The following is a 4,031-nucleotide window of genomic DNA, read 5'->3' as shown; positions in this document are numbered from 1 at the left end:
GCAACCTGCAGCTGCTCTACCAGGGACGCAGCCCCAACTCCGGCGGCGACTACGGCCTCCTGCCCTACCGGCCGGGTCTGCTGACACTGCAGCGCTGACGGCATGACACGGCTCCGGCTCGGATGTGCCTGACGTTCACACGCCCTGTCGGGTGAGCGCCATCGCGGCACGCGATCAGGGCGGGATCGAGCCGACGTGGCGGGCTCGGTGCAAGGCCGGGCCTGCCCGGGTCATGCCGAGAAGGGATCAACCCGTTCACCCGGCGCAATAACCGGGGCCTGGACGCGTGACGTCAGCCACGGCGAGCGGCGACTACGGCCCCTGCCCCGGCGCATGGACCTTCTGACGCAGACCGACTCCCCCTGCTGATCACCCTGTGGACCGGGTCCTGGACACGGCATCTGGAAGTGCCCCCCGTGTCCAGGATCCACGACCAACCCCCGTCACACACCGCCCGAGGGAGACGAACAGGTGAGACCCGCCCTGCGCACGGTCCTGTGTACCGTGGGCCTGCTTCTTACGACCGTGCTGTTCCCGTCGGCGGCCAGGGCCGACAACCCGATCGTGCAGACCATCTACACGGCCGACCCCGCACCGCTCGTCCACAACGGCCGCGTCTACGTCTACACCGGCCACGACGAGGACGGCTCCACGTACTTCACCATGCGGGACTGGCACGTCTACTCCTCCTCGGACATGGCCAACTGGACCGACCACGGCTCGCCCATGAGCCTGGCCACCTTCGCCTGGGCCGACGCCAACGCCTGGGCCGGCCACGTCACTCCCCGCAACGGCCGCTTCTACTGGTACGTGCCGGTCCGCGACCGCGCCACCGGTTCGATGGCCATCGGCGTCGCGGTCGCCGACAGCCCGACCGGGCCCTTCCGGGACGCCATCGGACGCCCACTGGTCAACAACGGCGAGATCGACCCCAACGTCTTCATCGACGACAACGGCCAGGCCTACCTGTACTGGGGCAATCCTCGCCTCTGGTACGTCCGGCTGAACACCGACATGATCTCCTACTCCGGTAGCCCGACCCAGATCCCCCTCACCACCGCCGGCTACGGCACTCGCACCGGCAACGCCAGCCGCCCGACCCTCTACGAGGAAGCCCCCTGGGTCTTCAAGCGCAACGGCCTGTACTACAACGTGTTCGCCGCCGAATGCTGCTCGGAGTTCATCGCCTACTCGACGGCCCCCAGCGCCACCGGGCCGTGGACGTACCGAGGGACGATCATGCCCCGGCAGGGAGGCAGCTTCACCAACCACGCCGGGATCGTCGACTTCAACGGCGGGTCCTACTTCTTCTACCACAACGGCGCCCTCCCCGGCGGAGGCGGGTTCACCAGGTCAGTGGCTGTGGAGAAGTTCACCTACAACGCCGACGGCACCATTCCCACCATCAACATGACCACCGCCGGACCGCCCCAGGCCGGCACGCTCAATCCGTTCGTCCGCCAGGAGGCCGAGACCATCGCCTGGGCATCCGGAGTCGAGACCGAAGCCTCCGGCGAAGGCGGCATGAACGTGGGCTTCATCGAGAACGGCGACTACATCAAGGTCAAAGGTGTCGCCTTCGGCAACGGAGCCTCCTCCTTCACCGCCCGCGTCGCCTCGGGCACCAGCGGCGGCCGGATCGAGTTGCGGCTCGGCGGCGCCACCGGCACCCTCGTGGGCACCTGCACCGTCACCGGCACCGGCGGCTGGCAGAACTGGACCTCGGTCACCTGCCCGGTGTCGGGCGCGACCGGCACCCGAGACCTCTACCTCCGCTTCGCGGGCGGCAGCGGCAACCTGCTCAACCTCAACTGGTGGCAGTTCACGCCGAGCGGCACCGGGGGCGGGAACCTGCTGACGAACGGCACCATGGAGGACGGCACCACGGGCTGGACCGCCTCCGGCGGCACTCTGTCCTCCGCCACCGACGTCGCCCACTCTGGCAGCCGGTCCTTGCTCAACTCCGGGCGTACCGCGGCCTGGAACGGCCCCAACCAGAACGTGACCGCACAGCTCGCCAACGGCAAGAGCTTCACCACGAGCGTCTGGGTGCGAGCGCAGAGCGGAACCCCCAGCGCGAAGGCGACGCTGGCGGTCACGGCGAACGGCACCACCGACTATCACCAGCTCACCCCGGCGCAAACGGCTGGCACCAACGGCTGGACCCAGCTCACCGGCACCACCACCGTCTCTTGGACCGGAACGCTTACCAACGCCTCCTTCTACGTCGAGACAGCCGCCGGCACCGACGGCCTCTACGTGGACGACGCCTCCTTCCAGTGACCCGACGGAAGGGAGCTGCGCCATGCGTCCCCACCGGACAGGCCGCGATCGTCAACGCCTGGTCCATCGCGGGCCACGGCGGTACTGCCGAACCGCGCTCTGTATCCGTCCGCGCACCTGACTCAGTATCGACCGTGTCCTCGGCGAGACCGAGATCAGCGGCAAGGAGAACTTATGAAACTCAGGTCGGCAACCGTGGCCGGCATCGGCTCCTGCCTGGCCCTCTCCCTCCTCTCGGCCTGCGGTGGCGGCTCCGGCACCGCGACCGCCACCGGCGGCGGCTCTCCCGTGGTGGGCGTCGACTACCCGCGCTCCGACACCGACTTCTGGAATTCCTACATCAAGTACACCCCCGAGTACGGCAAGAAGCTCGGCCTGGACATCAAGACCACCAACTCCCAGAACGACGTCGCCAAGCTGACCGCCAACGTGCAGACGTTCATGAGTCAGGGCGTGAAGGGCGTCGCGATGGCACCTCAGGACACCGCCGCCATCGCCCCCACCCTCCAGCAACTCGCCGCGAAGAAGATCCCCGTTGTCACCGTCGACACCCGACCCGACACCGGTGACGTCTACATGGTCGTACGGGCCGACAACCGCGCGTACGGCGAGAAGGCCTGCCAGTTCCTCGGCACCAAGCTCGGCGGCCAAGGCAAGGTCGTCATGCTGCAGGGCGACCTCGCCTCGATCAACGGCCGCGACCGTACCGAGGCCTTCAACGAATGCATAAAGAAGAACTACCCCGGTATCAAGGTCTTCGGAGAGGCCACGAACTGGGACGGCGCGATCGCCGCGCAGAAGCTGCAGACGGACCTGGTCGCCAACCCTGACATCAAGGGCGTCTACATGCAGTCGAGCTTCGCGCTCGCCGGGACACTGCAGGTGCTGCAACAGCGGGGGCTGCTGGTCAAGCCGGACGACCCCAAGCACGTCTTCGTCGTCTCCAACGACGGCATCCCGGAGGAGCTCAAGGACATCGCCGAGGGCAAGATCGACGCGACCGTCTCGCAGCCGGCCGACCTCTACGCCGAGTACGCCCTGTCCTACCTCAAGGCCGCGATCGACGGCAAGACGTTCCAGCCGGGCCCGACCGACCACGACAGCAGCATCATCCAGGTCCGTCCGGGCGTGCTGGAGGACCAGCTCTCGGCACCGCTCGTCACCGCCGACGGCGGAACCTACGGCGGCGTCAAGAGCCTGAAGAGCAACGACCGGTCCCTGTGGGCCAACAACCTCGGCTGAGCGAAGCCGACGAGAAGAAGACGATTCATATGGGCGATCGGGAGCCGACGACGAGCTCCGGTCCGGCCCAGGGCGGCGGGTGCGCCCCGGCGGCGTCACCCGTCGCCGAGGCTGCGGGGATCATCAAGCGGTTCGGTTCGATGGTAGCGCTCGACGGCGCACGGATCACGATCATGCCGGGCGAGACCCACGCGCTCGTGGGACGCAACGGAGCCGGTAAGTCGACTCTGGTGTCGATCCTGACCGGTCTGCAGGCGCCGGATGAGGGGACGCTGACCTTCGGGGGCAGCCCGCCCCACGACTCGCCGACCGCGACGCCTGGCGGCGGCAGGTGGCCTGTGTCTACCAGAAATCGACGATCATCCCCGAGCTGACAGTGGCCGAGCTTGTTCTTAAACCAAATTCTTGGGCGTATGCCCTGATCAGAGGCTTATAGCATCTATCCGCATATAGCGGACTGTGTCTTTACAGTTACGGCGTGTCGCCGTGACATGTTGCGGCCACCG

General features: G+C 67.4%; 3 protein-coding genes. All 3 read left to right on the top strand.

Features of this window, described 5'->3' with window-relative positions; translation table 11 throughout:
- Window positions 1–471 precede the first annotated feature (471 nt).
- On the top strand, window positions 472–2,283 hold the full coding sequence (locus ACFKCF_RS61440; RefSeq protein WP_394506749.1) for a family 43 glycosylhydrolase: 1,812 nt from the start codon (window positions 472–474) through the stop codon (window positions 2,281–2,283).
- Window positions 2,284–2,457: 174 nt separating this feature from the next.
- Entirely contained in the window at window positions 2,458–3,525 is a 1,068-nt protein-coding gene (locus ACFKCF_RS61435) for a sugar ABC transporter substrate-binding protein (RefSeq protein WP_394506748.1), read from the top strand.
- Between the two features lie 29 nt (window positions 3,526–3,554).
- Entirely contained in the window at window positions 3,555–3,899 is a 345-nt protein-coding gene (locus ACFKCF_RS61430; protein WP_394506746.1) for an ATP-binding cassette domain-containing protein, read from the top strand.
- The last annotated feature ends 132 nt before the right edge of the window (window positions 3,900–4,031 follow it).

Origin of the sequence: Nonomuraea sp. JJY05 (genome assembly GCF_043496855.1) — a bacterium.
Classification (GTDB): domain Bacteria; phylum Actinomycetota; class Actinomycetes; order Streptosporangiales; family Streptosporangiaceae; genus Nonomuraea.
The sequence above is the reverse complement of the archived record's forward strand: the minus strand, read 5'-3'. Positions and strand labels throughout refer to the sequence as shown.